Raw genomic sequence first — 17,180 nt, 5'->3', positions numbered from 1 at the left:
TCCGCCTTGATGGAGTGCCTGCCTTGATCCTGACCGCCCTGTTCCGCCGCCTGTGCGCCGCCACCCTGCTGGCCTGTCTGCTGGCTGCGCCAGCTGCCGCCCAAACCACCAAGCTGGCCGCCGAGCTGCAGCCCTACGCCGCTGGCCGCGCGTCGGGCCTGCCGGCCGTCACCTGGGCCCAGGCGAAATCCAATGGCCCGCTGGTCAAGGTCCTGATCGTGGCGAGCAGCACCGACAGCAGCCTGGCCGCCCTGCGTGCCGAGGTGCTGGCGCGCGGCGGCTCGGTCCACCACAATTTCCTGTCCACCCGCGCACTGGCGGCCATGGTGCCGGCCGCGGCCCTGTCGCGTCTGGCTGCGCGGTCCGACGTGGTGAGCATCGTGCCCAACCGTGCCGTGTCGCGCCAGGCCAGCCTGCTGGAGACCGCCGCCGGTGACGGCGCGGCCCTGGCCGCCCTGCCCAACGGCACCGGCTATGACGGACGCGGTGTCGGCATCGCGGTGCTCGACTCGGGCATCGACTTCCGCCACCGCCACTTCAGCGACGGCGCCGGCGGCTCGCGGGTCAAGCTGGCGGTCGATATCGTCGCCACCTCTCGGCGGCTGCTGGGCGAAGGCTGGAGCGCCGGCCTCGACTACTCGGCGGTGTCGCGCGCCGGCATCGACGGCACCAAGTACCGCCAGCTGTTCGCCAAGCTGGCGCCGGTGGCCCCGGACCCCGATCCCTACGGCCACGGCACGATCGTCGCCGCCGCGGCGGCTGGCCAGGGCCGCTACCAGTCGCCCGATGCCAGCGGCGTGGCCACCGGCGCCACGCTGGTCGATGTGCGCGTCCTGGATGCGCAGGGCAACGGCAACCTGGCCGACGTGCTGCTGGGCATGGACTGGGTGCTGCAGAACGCCCGGCTGGCCGGCATCCGGGTGGTCAACCTGAGCCTGGGCGGCTCGTCGGCCGACAGCTTTCTCAATGACCCGCTGGCGCGGGCGGCGCGCAGCGCGTCGGCGGCCGGTCTGGTGGTGGTGGCCTCGGCGGGCAATGCGGGTCGCAACAACTCGGGGCAGGAGGTCTTCGGCGCGATCTCGTCGCCGGGCAGCGACCCGTCGGTGATCACCGTCGGCGCGTCCAACCCCTTTGGCACCGGACCGCGAAGCGACGACGCGGTCACCGGATTCAGCTCTCGCGGCCCCACCCGGGGCAGTGTGCTGTACGCCAGCGGCCGGCGCTGGAGCGACCACCTGCCCAAACCCGACCTGGTGGCGCCGGGCAACCGCATCCTGGGCGCGCTGGGCGCCGACCGCGACGGCCGCTGGAACCTGCTGGCGCGCAGCCACCCCGAGCTGACGCAGGTCAGCGGCGCCTCCCAGGCCAAGGGGCAGGCGCTGATGTCGCTCTCGGGCACCTCGCTGGCCGCGCCGGTGGTGGCCGGTGCGGCAGCGGTGGTGCTGCAGGCCAACCCCGGCCTGACGCCGCCGCTGGTCAAGGCCATCCTGCAATACACCGCCACCCCCTTGGCGCAGGGCAACCTGCTGCAGCAGGGGGCCGGCCAGATCAACGTGGCCGGCGCGGTACGGCTGGCAACCGCCCTGCGCACCGACATCAGCGCTGCCGCCGACGCCGGTCAGCTGCTGCCCGGTGCCAGCCTGCTGGCCGTGGGCCGCACGATGCCGATGCCGTTGACCGTCCTGGACGGCGTGGCACGTCCCTGGAGCCAGATCCTCACCGTCGGCGGCACCCATCTGGCCACCGGCGCCGAGGCCATCGCGCGCTGGCAGCCGATTTTTGATGGCCGGCTGACCTGGGCGCGGCAATGGGTGCTGCGGCGCGATGTGAGCTGGCAACCCATGTCACTCAAGGACGGCGTGCCGCCGCTGACCGTGCCGCGCGCCATCGTCGAGCGCAATGCCGGTGCACAAGGCTTGCTGAGCGCGGGCGTGCGTCTGCTCGATGCGCTGGCCCCGTCTGCCGCAGACGGCACCGCGGCGCTGCTGACGCCGGTGGCCCGCCTCTCTGCGCTGGCGGCCAGCGGCCAGGGCCTGAGACTGCGCCGGGGCTTTGGCTTTGACAGCCTGGGCCTGCGCGGCGAGGGTTTCCTGCTCAGCCAGGGCTTCCTGTTGTCCGAAGGCTTCCTGCTCAGCGAAGGCTTCCTGCTGTCCGAGGGTTTCCTGCTCAGCGAAGGCTTCCTGCTGAGCGAGGGCTTTCTGCTCAGCGAAGGCTTCCTGCTGTCCGAAGGCTTTCTGCTCAGCGAGGGTTTCCTGCTGAGCGAGGGCTTCCTGCTGTCCGAGTCGGTCGGCGACGTGGCTGGCGGCCAGGACCGGAGCTGGGCCGGCGATTGAACCCCGGCGCCGCCCGGCGTCCGGCCGGGTTCAAGTTGGCGCCCGACCTGGCCGATGTTGGAAGGACATCCCGGGCCCGCCGCCATGACCACCTCCTCCCCCGCCCCACGCCCGCCGGCCGACCCCGGCGGCTGGCTGGCGCGGTTCCACGCGCAGCACCTGCCCGACTACAGCCCGGCTTCCACCCGGCTGTGGTGGGCGATTGCACTGTCCGGCGCGCTGGCGCTGGGCATCGCGCTGGACGCCTTCCTGGGTTGGCCGGCCGAGCGGCAGATGCAGGTGGTGGGCGCACTGGCCCTGGTGGTCACGGCCGCGCTGCTCTCGCTGCAACTGCCGCGAACCAGCTTCTCGTTCAGCATTGCTGACGCCTTCAATTTCACGCTGCTGGTGATGTACGGCCCGGCCGCCGCGGTGCTGGGTGCCGGCGCCGAGGGCCTAGTGGGCACGATGCGGACCTCGCGCCGGCTCTCCAGCCGTGTCGCCAGCCCGGCCGCGGCGATGGCCAGCTGGTCACTGGCCGGCGCTGCCCATGCGGGCCTGGCGGCCCTGCTGGTGGTCTCGAACCTGCCGCCGGCGGTGGCCGAGGTGCTGGCGCTGCTGCTGGCCTCGCTCGTGACCTACGTCGGCACCACGCTGCCGCTGATGGCCATGATGACGCTCAAGCGCCAACAGTGGCCCGCGCCCAGGAGCTGGCTCAACGGCACGGCCTGGGTCGGCGGGGTCTACATCGGCTCGGCGCTGCTGGCGGCGATGGCCTGGCTGCTGGCACGTCAGCACGGTGCCGGCCTGATGGCTCTGCTGGGTGTGGCGGTGCTGGGCGTGCTGGCACTGGTGCGCGTCACGCTGGCCCATCAGGAGGCCGAGCATGCCCGCCAGGAGCAGTGCATCGACGAGGCGCGCCGCGAGGCCGAGCTGAACCAGCAGCGCTTCAGCGCCGCCTTCACCCATGCCGCAGTGGGCATGGCCATCGCCGATGCACAGGGGCGCCTGCTGCGCGTCAACCAGGCCCTGGCGACGCTGGTGCAGGCGCCGGAGGGCACCCTGCCTGGCCGCACGATGCTCGACCTGCTGCACCCCGCCGACCACGCGGTCTTCGAGCGCAAGACCCTGGAGATGAAGGCCCATGCACGCAACGATTTCGCGCTGGAGCTGCGCTGCCGCACGCCGACGGGTGGCGACACCTGGGTGATGATGCATTGCGGCCGCTTCGCCGACCCCGGCGGCGAGGGCAACGCGCTGATCTACCAGCTGCACGATGTCAGCGCGCGGCGCGCCGCCGAGGCACGGCTGCAGCACATCGCCTACCACGACAACCTCACCGGCCTGGCCAACCGCGCGCGCTTTCACGAACAGCTCGAGGGCGCCGTGGAGCGCAGCCTGGTCGACCCGCAGGTCTACTTCGCGGTGATGTTCCTGGACCTGGACCGCTTCAAGATCGTCAACGACAGCCTGGGCCACGAGGCCGGCAACCTGATGCTGCGCGAAGTGGCCAGACGCCTGCAGTCCTGCGTGCGGCCCAGCGACCTGGTGGCGCGCCTGGGCGGCGACGAATTCGCGGTGATGCTGCTGGGCCTGCAGGACAGCGCGGACGGACTGCGTCTGGCGCGGCGCATGCTGGCCGAGCTGATGCAGCCGATGCCGGTGTGCGGCACCGAGCTGGTTCCGGGCGCCAGTCTGGGCATCACCTTCAGCGACCTGGGCTACCGCACCGTCGACGAGTTGCTGCGCGACGCCGACGTGGCGATGTACGAGGCCAAGGCCGGCGGCCGCGGCCGGGTGGCGATCTTTGACCGGACGATGCACGAGCGCATCGCCTACCGGCTGGCCCTGGAGGCCGACCTGCGCCGCGCACTGGCCGAGCAGCAGCTGTCGCTGGTCTACCAGCCCCTCTACGAGATCGAGGGCGGTCGCCTCACGGGCTTCGAGGCGCTGGCGCGCTGGCACCACCCGGTGCGTGGCGCGGTCAGCCCGGCCGAGTTCATCGCGCTGGCCGAGGAGTCAGGCCACATCGAGACGCTGACCACCTGGCTGATCGGCCAGGCGGTGGCGCAGATGGCCCAGTGGCACCGGCTGGCGCCGCACCTGGCGCAGGCGTCGATGCACCTGAACCTCTCGGGACGCGACCTGGTGCGCAGCGACATCGTCGACACCGTGCGCGATGCCCTCCAGCGGCATGGGCTGCCGCCGGCCCGGCTCACGCTGGAGATCACCGAAACCGTGCTGATGGAGCGCCTGGACCTGGCGCTGGAGACGGTCCGCCGCCTGCGCGAGCTGGGCGTGCGCCTGTCGATCGACGACTTCGGCACCGGCTACTCGTCCCTGAGCTACCTGGGCACGCTGCCCATCGACAGCCTGAAGATCGACCGCTCCTTCGTGATGCGCATGGAGCAGCAGCCCGAGAGCATCGAGATCGTGCGCGCTGTCGTCACGCTGGGCCACGCGCTGGGCAAGCGCGTGATCGCCGAGGGGGTGGAAACCGCGGCTCAACTCGAGCAGTTGCGTCAGCTGGGCGCCGATGAGGCGCAGGGTTATCTGCTGTCGCGGCCGGTGACGGCGGCCGAGGTGCCCCGCCTGCTGTACGCGCCGGCGCTGGCCTGAGGCCGCTCAGGCCGGGAAATCGCCGTCGCCGAACAGCGTCAGGGCCTGCGTGCCGCGGCGCTCGCGGTAGGACTTGCGCGAGAACAGCTTGGTCTGCGCCTCGGGCGGCAGGTCGGTGATGGTGATCACGTGGCGGGCGATCAGGGCGTCGATCACGTCTTCCAGCACGCGCACGAAATCGGCGTCCAGGCGCTGGAAATCGCCGCCGGCGCCGACGAAGGCCTGCACCTCGGGGTGGTCGTCGGGCAGGAGTTCGGCGCCCTCGGTGGGCGCGTCCCGGTGCAGGCTGGCCAGGCGGCCGTGGTCGTCGCGGATGACGTAGGGCATGGGCCGACTATAGCGACGCCCTGCCGGGGCGAGAAGCGACCTTCGTCACAGCGTGCCGTAGCTGTGCAGGCCGCTGAGGAACATGTTGACACCCAGGAAGGCGAAGGTGGTGACCACCAGGCCGCCGAGCGACCACCAGGCCGCGGCGTGACCGCGCAGGCCCTTCATCAGGCGCATGTGCAGCCAGGCGGCGTAGTTCAGCCAGACGATCAGCGCCCAGGTCTCCTTCGGGTCCCAGCTCCAGTAGCCGCCCCAGGCCTCGGCGGCCCAGAAGGCGCCCAGCACGGTGGCGATCGTGAAGAAGGCGAAGCCCACGGCGATCGCCTTGTACATCACGTCGTCCATCAGCTCCAGCGAGGGCGTGCGCGCGTTGACCGTGCCGCGCACCGCCACCATCAGGCCGAAGAGCGCCATCAGGCCGCCCAGCAGCGTGGCGCTCTTCTTCAGCGCCGGGGCCAGCTCGGCCGGGCCCAGTGCCAGGCCCGCCAGCACCGCCAGCAGCACGCCGCCGGGCACCCAGACCAGGCCGGTCCACAGCGCGCGCGGCGTGGCGGTCTTCAGCAGATAGGCCAGCGACACCATGGCCGCCAGCGCGAAGGTGCCGTAGCCGATGAAATTGGCCGGCACATGCAGCTTCATCCACCAGCTCTGCAGCGCCGGCACCAGCGGCTGGATCTCGTGCGCCTCGCGCGCCACCGTGTACCAGAGCAGGAAGGCCACCGAGGCGCTGATCACCAGCATCACGAAGCCGCCCAGCGTGCGCACCTGGTAGTGCGCCTCGTAGTACAGGTAGAACAGCGCGGTCAGCCAGGCGAACAGCACGAAGACCTCGTAGAGGTTGCTGACCGGGATGTGGCCGATGTCCGGGGCGATCTGGTGGCTCTCGAACCAGCGCACGAAGGTGCCCACCAGGGCCATGAACACCGCGGCCCAGGTCAGGCGCGAGCCGATGCGCAGCGCGGCGTTGTCGTCGCCCCGGGCGAAGAAGCCGATCCAGTAGAACAGCGTGGCCATGAAGAACAGCGTGCTCATCCACAGGATCGCGCTCTGGCTGGACAGCAGGTACTTCAGCCAGAAGACCTGCTCGGCGGCGGCCAGGTCGGCGCCGAAGGCGTCGGTCTGGCGCAGGTACAGCGAGATCGCCAGCAGCACCGTGGCGCCCACCGCCAGGCTGAGCCCGCGCAGCGGCCGCCAGAACCAGCCCAGCGCCACCAGCGCCGGCACGCTGCCGACCAGGATGCCGCGCTCATAGCCGTCCATCGACGCGCCATAGCGCTGCCAGGCGTAACCGGCGCCCAGCAGCAGCAGCGCGGCAAACAGCCAGTCGAAGGCGCTGCGGCCGGACAGCAGGCCGGGCTTGCCGAGGTCGAGGGTGGTGGTGGTCATGCGGTGGTGCCTCCGGGGCCGGCGAGCAGGCTGCTGCGCAGGCGGTCGAAATCCTGGTCAATGTCGAGGGTGCGACGCGGCGTGGACATGGCCAGCTGCACCCGCGTGGCGCCTGGGCGCTCGGGGTCGTCGGACAGCCAGATCCACAGCCGACGCTCACGGATGTAGAGCATGGCGAAGACGCCGACGATCAGCAACACGGCCCCCAGGTAGACCAGGGTCTTGCCAGGGGCACGCGCCACCTGGAACACGCTGGCCTGCACCTGCTCGAAGCTGTCAAGCTGCAGCATCACCGGCGCCGGGTAGAACGAGGCGTCGGACATCGACAGCACGGCCTGGGTCAGGAAGCGTTCGGTTTCGGGGCCGGGCGGCAGCGGCGGCTGGGCGGCGCGGCCACGCGAGATCTGCGCCAGCTCGTAGAAGGCGCCGTTGAGGATGCGCAGCAGCACCTCGGCCACCTTCTGGCGCTCGGCCTCGGGCACGCTGTGCTCGACAAAGCGGCTGAAGGCGTCCAGGCCGCCGGTCACCGGCTGGCCGTCGCCGGGGCTTTCGGCGCCGGCAAACAGCGCCAGCGCGCGCTCGGCGGTGATGCGCAGCTGCTCGGCCATCTCGGGGCGGCCGTCGGGCGTGGCGGCCTTGGCGTACAGGCGGGCGGCGCTGCTGCGCGCGGCGGGATCACGCAGGGCGTCACGCAGGCGCAGCCAGCCGCCCATCGAGCCCTCGCTGTCGGCCGGGATGCGCAGGTAGCGGAAGTTCTCGGACAGCGCCTCGCGCATGCCGACCAGGAAGACGCGCTGGCCCTCCAGCTCGACCGGCACCATGTAGTTGTGGAACTCGCGCCGCTGGCCGCTGGCGTCGACCAGCTTGTAGGTGATGGCTGGGCCGATGTTGTGCAGCGTCTTGGCGCGGCCGTCGGGCTTGGCGCCGCTGCCCAGGTGCTTGGACAGCGTGGCGCCCAGGTCGACGCGGCGCACGTCGGTGCCGGCCTCGCCCTCGCGGTCGCTGCCCAGGTTCTCGACATTGATGACCTTCAGGCCGGTCAGCTCCACCGTGAGCTTGTCGTTGCCATTGGTCAGTTGCAGCGTGTCGCCCACGCGGCCCTGCACGTCGAAGGCGGGGCCGCTGCGGGCCATCGGCACGGCCTTGAGCTTGAGCAGCGAGCCGCCGTCCTCGAAGCTGCTCTGGTAGATCGCCACGCCCTGGTGGATCGCCGGCTCGTTGACCTTGACAGTGGCTTCGGTGGCCTGCCCGGTGGCGTTGTCGTGGATGACGATCTGGCTGGCGAACAGCTTGGGCATGCCGGTGTCGTAGTACTCGACGATGAACTTCTTGAGCTCGACGTCGAAGGGCAGGTCCTGCAGCACGATGCCGTCGGGCATGCTCAGCACCGCCACGCCGGCGCGGGTGCCCTCGGTGACCAGCAGGTTGCCGCGGAAGGTGGGGTTGGTGGCCGGCAGGCGGTGCTCGGGCGGCACGTCCTTGATCAGGCCGCCGCCTTCAAACGTGCTCTTGCCGCCCAGGGCCATCTGCAGGCGCACCACCAGGTCGCCGTCGGACAGGCCGCCCAGACAGATCAGCACCACAGCCGAGTGGGCCGCCAGGTAGCCCAGCTTGTTGGCGCGACCGGCGCGGGCGGCCACCATCGTGCCGCCCTCGCGCAACTGGGCGCGGGCCTGCCAGCCGCGGCCGGCCAGCACCGCCGAGGCATGCTGCATCGCCGCCTCGCGCGACAGCGCCAGCGTGCCTTCGCCCTTGTGGTGGAAGGCCTTGAGCGCGCCTTCGCGGATGTCTTCCTTGAAGCTGCGCAGGTCGGCGACGATCTTCGGCGCGTTGCGGGCGATGCACAGGCTGGTGGACAGCACCAGAAAGCCCAGGATCGCCAGGAACCAGCCGGCGCTGTACACCGTGAACAGGCTGAAGCGGCCCAGCACCTCGGTCCAGAAGGGCCCGAACTGGTTGATGTAGTTGTTCAGCGGCTCGTTCTGCTTGACGACCGTGCCGATCACCGAGGCGATGCAGATCACCGCCAGCAGCGTGATCGCGAAGCGCATCGACGACAGCAGCTCGTAGGCGGTGCGCAGCGGCGAGGGTCGGCGCAGGAGAGCGGAATCGGACATGGGGCGCGATTATCCGGGTGGCGAAAGCCCCCAAAAAAAAGGGCCGGTCAAGGACCGGCCCGGGTTTGCGTGCGAGCGGCTGTGCCAGCGGCAGTGCGGCTCAGCGCAGGCCGGTGGCGTAGTCGGTGACGGCCTTGATTTCCTTGTCGCTCATCTTGGCGGCGATGGCCGTCATCTGGGCGCTGTTGGCGCGCTCGCCCGAGCGGAAGGCGTTCATCTGGGCTTCCAGGTACTCGGTGTGCTGGCCGCCCAGGCGCGGGTACTGCGCCGGGATGCCGGCACCGGCCGGGCCGTGGCAGCCGGCGCAGGCGGGCACCTGCTTGTCGGCGATGCCACCGCGCCAGATCTTCTCGCCCAGGGCCAGCGTGTCCTTGTTCTTGGCAGCGCCAGGCACCGGCTTCTTGCTGCCGTAGAAGGCGGCGACGTTCTTCATGTCGGCCTCGGTCAGCGGGGCGGCCATGCCGTTCATCACCGCGTTCTTGCGCTTGCCGGCCTTGAATTCGGTCAGCTGCTTGACGATGTAGTCGGGGTGCTGGCCCTGCAGGATCGGGTTGGCGGTGATGCCACGCGAGCCGTCGGCGGTGTGGCAGGCGCTGCAGATCGCAGCGGTCTGCTCGCCCTTGGCCAGGTCGGCCTTGGCCGGCGCCGGGGCGGCCTCGTTGGCGAAGGCGGGCGCCGCCACAAGGGCGGCAAGCACGGTGGCGGTGAGCGCGACGAAAGGCTTCATGGAGAAGGGCCTGCTGTGGTTCGAAGTGGGTGCAAGGGGGGAATTCACCACGGTATCCCGCGGGCCTGACGGCATGCCGACAAGGCGACAAACCAGCTCGCGCACGGTTTGCTGGGAAACCAAACCGGCGGATTTTACAATGCTCCATGCCCCCGCCCTTGCGACCCGTCACACCGCCGCCATCCGACGCCGAGCGCGCCGCCCTGGCCTGGGCCCACAGCGCCCGCTTCCTCACCACCGCCAGCCAGCTCGACCAGCTGCCGCCGGGCGACCTGCCGGAGATCGCCTTTGTCGGCCGCAGCAATGCCGGCAAGTCCACCGCCATCAACACCCTGGCGCAGCGCCGGCAACTGGCCTTCGCCTCGAAGACGCCCGGCCGCACCCAGCACATCAACCTCTTCGCGCTGGGCCCCAAGGACCAGCCCGACGCCTACCTGGCCGACCTTCCCGGCTACGGCTATGCCACGGTGGCGCGCACCGCCAAGCTGCGCTGGCAGAAGGTGATGGCCGACTACCTGGAGGTGCGCCGCAACCTGCATGGCGTGGTGCTGCTGGTCGACAGCCGCCACGGCCTGACGCCGCTGGACCAGCGGCTGCTGGAGTTCATCGCGCCGCGCGTGGTCAATGGTGAGGTGCGGCTGCTGGTGCTGCTGACCAAGGCCGACAAGCTCAGCCGCAAGGAACAGGACGCCGCGCTGCGCGCCGGCCAGGACGCGCTGGCCGAGCTGGCCACCGAGGAGGCCGATGTCGGCCTGCTGCTGTTTTCTGGCCTGAACCGCACCGGCCTGGCCGATCTGGCCAGCACCGTTCACGACTGGACCCACAGCGGCCGGCCTGTCCCGGGCCCCGATGCGTGAAGCCATGGTCGCGCTGGCCGCCACCGGCCAGCGCCTGCACACCTGGCGGGCCGGCGAGCAGGGTCCGCGGGTGCTGCTGCTGCACGGCTTTCCCGAGGCCGGCTTCATCTGGCAGCCGGTGATGCAGCGGCTGCAGGGCCAGGCCCGGCTGCTGGCCCCCACCCAGCGCGGCTATGCGCCCTCCAGCTGTCCGGCCGGCGATGCGGCCTACCGGCCGCGGGCGCTGGTGGCCGACCTGGTGGCGCTGATCGAGCAGGAGGGCGCGCCTGTCGATCTGGTCGTGGCCCACGACTGGGGCGGTGCGCTGGCCTGGAACCTGGCCGCCCAGCGGCCGGACCTGCTGCGCCGGCTGCTGATCGTCAACGCCACCCACCCGGTGCCCTTTCTGCGCGCGCTGCGCGAGGACCCGGCGCAGCAGGCCGCCAGCGCCTACATGAACACGCTGTGCGCGCCAGGCGCCGCCGAGCGGCTGGCGGCCGATGATTTCCGGGCGCTGTGGCCCTTCTTCGAGCACTTCGGCCCGGGCAGCGCCCAGTGGCTGGATGTGCCGCTGCGCGCGCGCTACCGCGCGCTGTGGGGCGCCTCGCTGGACAGCATGCTGGCCTGGTACCGGATGTCGCCGCTGCGCCCGCCGCTGAGCCCCCAGGACCCGGTGATGACCCTGCAGCTGCCGGCCGAGGCGGTGACGGTGCGCGTGCCCACCCGCGTGCTGTGGGGCGAGGCCGATCGCGCGCTGCCGCCCGCGCTGCTCGACGGCCTGGAGGCCTTCGTGCCCGACCTGACGGTGGAGCGGGTGCCTGGCGCCAGCCACTGGATCATCCACGAGCAGCCCGAGCGCGTGGCGCAGGCGATCATCGACGCCCTGACCTGAGCCTGCAGGCCAGCGCACGGCCGCGCCACGGGCTCGCAGCGCTCGCCCGGCTCCTCAGGCGAGGCGACGTCCTCAGGACCTCGCCTCGTCCGGACTCGCCCAACGCGGCCTGCGCATCCTCTCGGAGGGTGGCTGCGGTACCCCGCAGCCGGGTGCACTACGGCCTGCCAATGAAGAAAGCCAGCCCGGCCTCGCCGCGCGGCGCCCAGGTCAGGCCCAGGTACATCGGGCCCAGGCCGGTGTCGGCGCCCAGGTAGAGGCTGGCGCCACCGCGCAGGCCGCCCAGCGCGATCGCGTGGCGGTCGGCCCAGGTGTTGCCCAGCTCCAGCGAGGCGCCGACGAACAGCGCCCGTGCGAACACCGGCGGCTCGGCCAGGCGACGGTACCAGCCGCCGCGCAGCAGCAGCAGCGCGTTGCCGCTGAGCTGGCCGGCGCGGTAGCCCGACAGGTTCTGGAAGCCGCCCAGGGTGTACTGGCCGGCCAGCGCGCCCTGGCGCGAGTCGGCCGCCTTCAGCACCGCATACAGGTTCAGGGTGTCGCTGCCGTCGGTCCAGGCGCCGCTGGCGTCGGCCTCCACGCGCACCAGGTTCTGGCCCTCCTGGCCCTGCTGCGAGCGGCGGCCGAACTGCAGCTCGCCGGTGAGCCGGTAGCCCGAGAGCGGGAAGTTGGCGTAGTCCAGCTGGTCGATCACCATGCGCGTGCGGGCGGCGGTCTCGCGCCAGATCTGCGGCGCAGCGATCAGGCCGTCGGCCAGCAGCAGCGGCTCGTCGCGGCCCAGCACATGGCGCAGGCCCAGGCGCAGCTCGCCCAGGCGGCCCCAGGGCTGGCCCAGGTCCAGGCCCACCGCGGCCAGGTTCTGCCGCACCTGGGCACGCTCCAGCCCGCTGCCGCTGTCGTAGACCGAGACGATGCGCCGCTGCACACCGCCCCAGGCGGCGACGAACCAGTCGTCCCACAGACCCAGGCGCCATCCCAGCGGGTGGTAGAGCTCGCTGAACAGCGAGGGCACCTCGCCCAGCTGCAGCCGGTTGCGCCATTCGGTGCCCGAGGGCGTCAGCCAGTGGCGGTTGTGGCTGATCTTGATGTTGAAGGCGCTGCGGCCGCTGAAATCGGTCCACAGGTCTAGGCCGACGTGCAGGTAGTTGGGCCCCCAGGGCTTGTCCTCGACCTCGAAGACCAGCAGCGCGTCGCGGCCGGGCTCGCCGTCGACCAGGTGGTAGTCGGTGCGCACGTAGTCGCCGCTGGCGGCCAGGAAGCGGGCGTCGGCGGCGGCGCGTTCGGGGTCGAAGGCCTGGCCGGGGCGGGACTGCAGCTGCGGCAGCAGGCGCTGCGGGTTGGTGACGCTGCTGCCCTCGAAGGCCACCGCGCCGACCACCGGGCTGGGCGGGGCGTCGGCGCGGCGCGCGGCGCGCCACTGGCGGTAGCCGTCCTCGTCCAGCGCCAGCGCGCGCAGCTGCGGCAGCGCGGCGCGGGCGGCGGCCTCGCCCAGCGCGATCAGCTCCTGGGCCTTGTCGAAATCGCCCGAGCTGAGCCGGCCCAGGTCGGGCGCGATCAGCAGGTCCTGCGGCCCCAGCGTGGCCAGGCTGCGGCGCACGTTCTGCTCGGTCAGGATGTTGATCATCTGCGCCGTCAGGCCGATCGCCGAGTTCAGCGTCTCGCGCGGCGCCAGCGGGGTGCCGATGTTGACCACCAGCAGGCGCTGGGCGCCCATGGCGCGGGCGATGTCGACGGGCACGTTGTTGACCAGGCCGCCGTCGCCCAGCACCCGGCCGTCGATCTCGGTGGACGGGAAGACACCCGGCACGCTCATGCTGGAGCGCAGCGCCATCGCCAGGTCGCCGCTGTCCATCACCACCATGTCGCCGGTTTCCATGTCGGTGGCGACGGCGCGGAAGGGAATGGGCAGCTCGTCGAAGTGGCTGATGCGGCGCACCGGCAGCGTGTAGCGGCGCAGCAGGGTCTCCAGGCCGCGGCTGGAGACGGCGCCCTGCGGCGCGTGGAAGCTTCCTTCGCGCCAGCCCAGCTCGATCGCCGCCGGGATCTCGAAGTCCTCTTCCTTGCGCCGCTGCGACAGCATCTGCCGGCTCACCCGCGTGGCGAAGAGCTTGTTCCAGTCGACCTGCAGCAGGTCGGCCTCCAGCGCCGCGGCACTCATGCCGCTGGCATAGAGGCCACCGATGATCGCGCCCATCGAGGTGCCGGCGACCAGGTCCACGGGAATCCGCTCCTGCTCCAGCACCTTCAGCACACCGACATGGGTCAGGCCGCGTGCGCCACCGCCGGACAGCACCAGGCCCAGCCGCGGTCGCGCCGTGGCGCTGCTGGCGGGCGGCTCCTCGGCCGCGGCGGGGCGCGGTGCCAGGGCCAGGGCGAGCAGGCAGGCGCCCAGCAGGGCCCTCACGTCCGGCGCTCCAGGCGCACCCATACGCCGTGCTGCGAGCGCAGGCTCAGCCGCGCGATCGGCTCCGGCGGCGGCTTGTCGGCCGGCAGCACGCGGTAGGCGCGCAGCACCAGGGCCAGCACCAGTACCGCCTCCTGCATCGCGAAGTTGGCGCCGACGCAGACGCGCGGCCCCATGCTGAAGGGCAGGTAGGCCTGGGCCATGGCCTGGCGGCCGGCGGGTTCCAGGAAGCGATCGGGGTCGAACTCGTCCGGGCGCTCCCAGAAGCGCTGGTGGCGGTGGATCAGCCAGGGCGAGACGATGACGGTCTCACCCGGCTCGGTGGGCACCTCGCGCAGGCAGCCCGGGGCCGCGGCCTCACGCACCAGGAAGCCCAGCGGCGGGTACAGGCGCATGGTCTCGCGGAAGATGCGGCGCAGCAGGTCCAGCTCGCGCAGCTGCTCCAGCCGGGGGGGCCCGTCGCCGATGACGCGCTGGATCTCGTCCACCGCGCGCTGCTGCACGTCCAGGTCCAGCGTCAGCAGGTACAGCGCCCAGGCCAGTGCGCTGGCCGAGGTCTCGTGGCCGGCCAGGAAGAGCACGGCGATCTCGTTGACCAGTTCCTCCACGCCCATCGCGGCGCCGGTCTCGGCGTCGCGGGCTTCCAGCAGCGCGCCCAGGATGTCCTGCGGGGCGCCGGTCTGTCCGGCGTGGAAGGCGGCATGGCGGGGCGCGATGTGCCGGCGCAGCAGCGCGCGGATGTCCTGGCCCGCCTGCTGCGCGCGCGTGGCCGAACCGCGGCGCGGCCACCAGGCGCGGCGGTAGCGCGGCATGGTGGCATCAGGCGCCTCGCGCTGGTAGTGCGCGAAGGCCTCGAAGATGGCCTGCGAGTCCCCACGCTCCAGCGGCAGGCTGAGGATGGTGCGCAGGATCACGTCGGCGGTGACGTGGGTGGTCTCGTGTTCGATGTTCAGCGGGCGGCCATCGGCCAGCGGCGCCAGGCGCTCCACCAGGGCCTGCACCGCGGCCGTCATCGGCGCGAACGCGTGCGTCATGCGGGTGCGCTCGAAGGCCGGCTCCAGCAGGCGGCGCTGGCGCGCCCAGGTCTCGCCGTTGGAGGTGAAGATGCTGACGCCCAGCAGCGGCTCCAGCAGGTCGTGCATGAAGCGGTGCTTGGGGTAGTTCGGCGCCTCGTCGACCAGCACCTGGCGCACCGCCGCGGGGTCGTTGACGATGCGCACCGCATGGCCGGCCACGCGGCGGCGGCCCATCAGCATGCGGTAGGAGCCCTCGGTCAGTTGCGACAGCAGGTTGCTGCGCTGGGTCAGCCAGCGCCACCAGCGCGTCCAGGGGTGGCGCACCGGGGCCGGGTAGTGGGGGCAGGGGTGGGGCACGGGGAGGACTTCTGGCGGCGCCGGGTGCCCGGCGACCGGGCGGGCGCATGGGCGTGCGCGATTCTGCCAGCCCGCCCCATGAAAAACGGCGCACGGCCGTGAGGCTCGTGCGCCGTGGGGGATGCGACGCAGGCGGCCAGCCGCCTGCGGGCATGGCCCGGGACTTACATGCCCATGTCCATGCCGCCCATGCCGCCCATGCCACCGCCGGCGGGCATCGGGGCCTCGTCCTTCGGGGCTTCGGCGACCATGCACTCGGTGGTCAGCATCAGCGAGGCAACCGAGGCGGCGTTCTGCAGCGCGGTGCGGGTGACCTTGGTCGGGTCCAGGATGCCCATCTCGATCATGTCGCCGTAGGTGTCGTTGGCGGCATTGAAGCCATGGTTGCCGGTGCCGGCCAGCACGGCATTGACCACCACGCTCGGCTCGCCACCGGCGTTGGCGACGATCTCGCGCAGCGGGGCTTCGATGGCCTTCAGGACCAGCTTGATGCCGGCGTCCTGGTCGGCGTTGTCGCCGTGGATCGCACCGGCGGCCTGACGGGCACGCAGCAGGGCCACGCCGCCACCGGCGACGATGCCTTCCTCGACGGCGGCACGGGTGGCGTGCAGCGCGTCTTCCACGCGGGCCTTCTTCTCCTTCATCTCGACTTCGGTGGCGGCACCAACCTTGATGACGGCCACACCGCCGGCCAGCTTGGCCACGCGCTCTTGCAGCTTCTCGCGGTCGTAGTCGGAGGTGGCTTCCTCGATCTGGATGCGGATCTGCTTGACGCGGGCTTCGATGTCGCCAGCGGCACCGGCGCCGTCGATGATGGTGGTGTTTTCCTTGGCCACTTCGACGCGCTTGGCCTGACCCAGGTCGGTCAGCTGCACCTTCTCGAGCGACAGGCCCACTTCCTCGGCGATCACCTTGCCGCCGGTCAGGATGGCGATGTCTTCCAGCATGGCCTTGCGGCGGTCGCCGAAGCCCGGGGCCTTGACGGCGACGACCTTCAGGATGCCGCGGATGGTGTTGACCACCAGGGTGGCCAGCGCTTCGCCATCGACTTCTTCAGCGATGATCAGCAGCGGACGGCCGGCCTTGGCGACGGCTTCCAGCGTCGGCAGCAGGTCACGGATGTTGCTGATCTTCTTGTCGTACAGCAGCACGAACGGGTTGTCGAGGATCGCGGCCTGCTTCTCGGGGTTGTTGATGAAGTAGGGCGACAGGTAGCCGCGGTCGAACTGCATGCCTTCGACGACGTCCAGCTCGTTGTTCAGCGACTTGCCGTCTTCGACGGTGATCACGCCTTCCTTGCCGACCTTGTCCATCGCCTCGGCGATGATGCCGCCGACGTCAGCGTCGGAGTTCGCCGAGATCGTGCCGACCTGGGCGATTTCCTTCGAGGTGGTGGTGGCCTTCGAGGCCTTCTTCAGCTCGGCGACCAGGGCGGTGACCGCCTTGTCGATGCCGCGCTTCAGGTCCATCGGGTTCATGCCGGCGGCCACGTACTTCATGCCTTCGCGCACGATGGCCTGGGCCAGCACGGTGGCGGTGGTGGTGCCGTCACCGGCGTTGTCAGAGGTCTTGGAAGCGACCTCCTTGACCATCTGGGCGCCCATGTTCATGAGCTTGTCCTTGAGCTCGATCTCCTTGGCGACCGAGACACCGTCCTTGGTGACGGTGGGGGCGCCGAACGAGCGCTCGAGCACCACGTTGCGGCCCTTGGGGCCCAGCGTGACCTTGACGGCGTTGGCGAGGATGTTCACGCCCTCGACCATGCGATGACGGGCGTCAGCGCCGAAGACAACGTCTTTTGCAGCCATGTGTGTAACTCCGGAAATTCAGTGTTCTGTGGGGGGATGACCAGGCGGGTGGATTACTTTTCCACCACGGCGAACAGGTCGTCTTCCTTCATGACCAGCAGCTCTTCGCCATCGACCTTGACGGTCTGGCCCGAGTACTTGCCGAACAGCACGCGGTCACCGACCTTGACGTTCAGGGCGACGAAATCACCCTTGTCGTTGCGCTTGCCCATACCGACGGCCAGCACCTCGCCCTGGTCGGGCTTCTCGGCGGCGCTGTCGGGGATGACGATGCCCGAGGCGGTCTTGGTTTCGTTCTCCAGGCGCTTGACGATCACGCGATCGTGCAACGGACGAAGCTTCATTGCATCTCCTAAATGCGTTGGCAATGTGGACAATTGGA

The 17,180-nt window shown here is 71.0% G+C and carries 12 protein-coding genes; 4 read left to right on the top strand and 8 right to left on the bottom strand.

Features of this window, described 5'->3' with window-relative positions; all coding sequences use genetic code 11:
• Positions 1-23: 23 nt before the first annotated feature.
• Complete coding sequence (locus tag KAK07_RS14140; protein ID WP_210855821.1) at positions 24-2,333, top strand: S8 family serine peptidase; 2,310 nt, start codon at positions 24-26, stop codon at positions 2,331-2,333.
• An 84-nt stretch (positions 2,334-2,417) separates the two neighbouring features.
• A complete protein-coding gene (locus tag KAK07_RS14135) occupies positions 2,418-4,931 on the top strand; it encodes a putative bifunctional diguanylate cyclase/phosphodiesterase (protein WP_210855820.1) in 2,514 nt (837 codons plus the stop codon).
• Positions 4,932-4,937: 6 nt separating this feature from the next.
• Here KAK07_RS14135 and KAK07_RS14130 read toward each other — a convergent pair whose 3' ends face one another.
• The 4 genes from KAK07_RS14130 to KAK07_RS14115 form a co-directional block, all read right to left on the bottom strand.
• Entirely contained in the window at positions 4,938-5,258 is a 321-nt protein-coding gene (locus KAK07_RS14130) for a hypothetical protein (RefSeq protein WP_247661242.1), read from the bottom strand.
• Positions 5,259-5,303: 45 nt separating this feature from the next.
• Positions 5,304-6,644, bottom strand: coding sequence for a c-type cytochrome biogenesis protein CcsB (gene ccsB / locus KAK07_RS14125; RefSeq protein WP_210855818.1), 1,341 nt, complete (start codon positions 6,642-6,644; stop codon positions 5,304-5,306).
• Positions 6,641-8,761 carry a cytochrome c biogenesis protein ResB gene (locus KAK07_RS14120; RefSeq protein ID WP_210861452.1) on the bottom strand — a complete coding sequence of 707 codons (2,121 nt, stop codon included), beginning with the start codon at positions 8,759-8,761 and terminating at the stop codon, positions 6,641-6,643. Before KAK07_RS14120 ends, ccsB begins: the two co-directional genes overlap by 4 nt.
• 100 nt (positions 8,762-8,861) lie before the next feature.
• Entirely contained in the window at positions 8,862-9,488 is a 627-nt protein-coding gene (locus tag KAK07_RS14115) for a c-type cytochrome (protein WP_210855814.1), read from the bottom strand.
• Between the two features lie 146 nt (positions 9,489-9,634).
• Here KAK07_RS14115 and yihA point away from each other — a divergent pair, with 146 nt between their 5' ends.
• Together yihA and KAK07_RS14105 are read left to right on the top strand one after the other, a co-directional pair.
• Complete coding sequence (yihA, locus tag KAK07_RS14110; protein ID WP_210861450.1) at positions 9,635-10,345, top strand: ribosome biogenesis GTP-binding protein YihA/YsxC; 711 nt, start codon at positions 9,635-9,637, stop codon at positions 10,343-10,345.
• A complete protein-coding gene (locus KAK07_RS14105) occupies positions 10,338-11,216 on the top strand; it encodes an alpha/beta fold hydrolase (protein WP_210855810.1) in 879 nt (292 codons plus the stop codon). Before yihA ends, KAK07_RS14105 begins: the two co-directional genes overlap by 8 nt.
• Before the next feature lie 157 nt (positions 11,217-11,373).
• Here the strand turns inward: KAK07_RS14105 and KAK07_RS14100 are convergent, their stop codons facing one another.
• The 4 genes from KAK07_RS14100 to groES all read right to left on the bottom strand — a co-directional run bounded on the left by KAK07_RS14100 (position 11,374) and on the right by groES (position 17,142).
• Positions 11,374-13,617, bottom strand: a complete 2,244-nt coding sequence (locus KAK07_RS14100; protein ID WP_310738650.1) for a patatin-like phospholipase family protein — start codon at positions 13,615-13,617, stop codon at positions 11,374-11,376.
• Positions 13,614-14,990 carry a cytochrome P450 gene (locus KAK07_RS14095; protein ID WP_210861448.1) on the bottom strand — a complete coding sequence of 459 codons (1,377 nt, stop codon included), beginning with the start codon at positions 14,988-14,990 and terminating at the stop codon, positions 13,614-13,616. Before KAK07_RS14095 ends, KAK07_RS14100 begins: the two co-directional genes overlap by 4 nt.
• Positions 14,991-15,154: 164 nt before the next feature.
• Entirely contained in the window at positions 15,155-16,798 is a 1,644-nt protein-coding gene (gene groL / locus KAK07_RS14090) for a chaperonin GroEL (protein WP_210861441.1), read from the bottom strand.
• A gap of 53 nt (positions 16,799-16,851) precedes the next feature.
• On the bottom strand, positions 16,852-17,142 hold the full coding sequence (gene groES / locus KAK07_RS14085; RefSeq protein WP_210800418.1) for a co-chaperone GroES: 291 nt from the start codon (positions 17,140-17,142) through the stop codon (positions 16,852-16,854).
• Positions 17,143-17,180: the final 38 nt, after the last annotated feature.

It is taken from the genome of Ideonella alba, assembly GCF_018069875.1.
Classification (GTDB): domain Bacteria; phylum Pseudomonadota; class Gammaproteobacteria; order Burkholderiales; family Burkholderiaceae_C; genus Ideonella; species Ideonella alba.
Note: the sequence above shows the minus strand (reverse complement) of the source record. Positions and strands in the feature narration are given on the sequence as shown.